The 619-nt window shown below is 59.5% G+C and carries 1 protein-coding gene; it reads right to left on the minus strand.

Going from position 1 to position 619, the window contains the following annotated elements:
- The coding region (locus EGI20_RS18960; RefSeq protein WP_498633256.1) for a L,D-transpeptidase at positions 1-588 on the minus strand (588 nt) is incomplete at its 3' end.
- Positions 589-619 lie beyond the last annotated feature (31 nt).

Raw genomic sequence — 619 nt, forward strand, 5'->3', positions numbered from 1 at the left:
GTTCTGGTAGCGGTCGCGAAATGCGGTCAGCCACAAGTCCCCTGCCTGATCCTGCGACAGCAGGACGGTCTGGTAAGTGACCGAAACCGCAGCCCCCTTGGGGACGATATTGGACAGCTGTAGTGCCTGTTCGCTTTTCATGCGTACGCAGCCATGGCTGCGAAATCCCGGTACGCTGGATGGCGCATTGGTGCCGTGTATGCCCAGTCCCAGTTTGGCCTCGCCGAAGCGGATAAATACCGGCCCCAGCGGATTGTCCGGCCCCGGTGGCACCACGGTCTCGACCGGCTTGCCCTTCTTGCGCATTTCTTCCTGAATGGAGCGGGGAACGTGCCAGCTCGGATTGCGGTAAATGCCGGTCACCGCATATTCGCCCACCGGCGTGCGCGTCAGCATCTTGCCAACGGCGACCGGGAAACTGTCTTTTAGCTCGCCATCCTGAAACAGGAATAAGCGTGTCTGCGGCAGATTGATCACCACATGGGTGCCGCTTGGCTGAATCGCCACATCGGGTTGCGGGATGGCTGCAGCCGTAGCCGAGAGCGATAGCAGCAGGAAAAAAGCAGACAGGCCGGACAGTGGTTTCATGGATAAGCTTCGGCAAATAATTGGGCTGGGA

It is taken from the genome of Aquitalea sp. S1-19 (genome assembly GCF_024343515.1).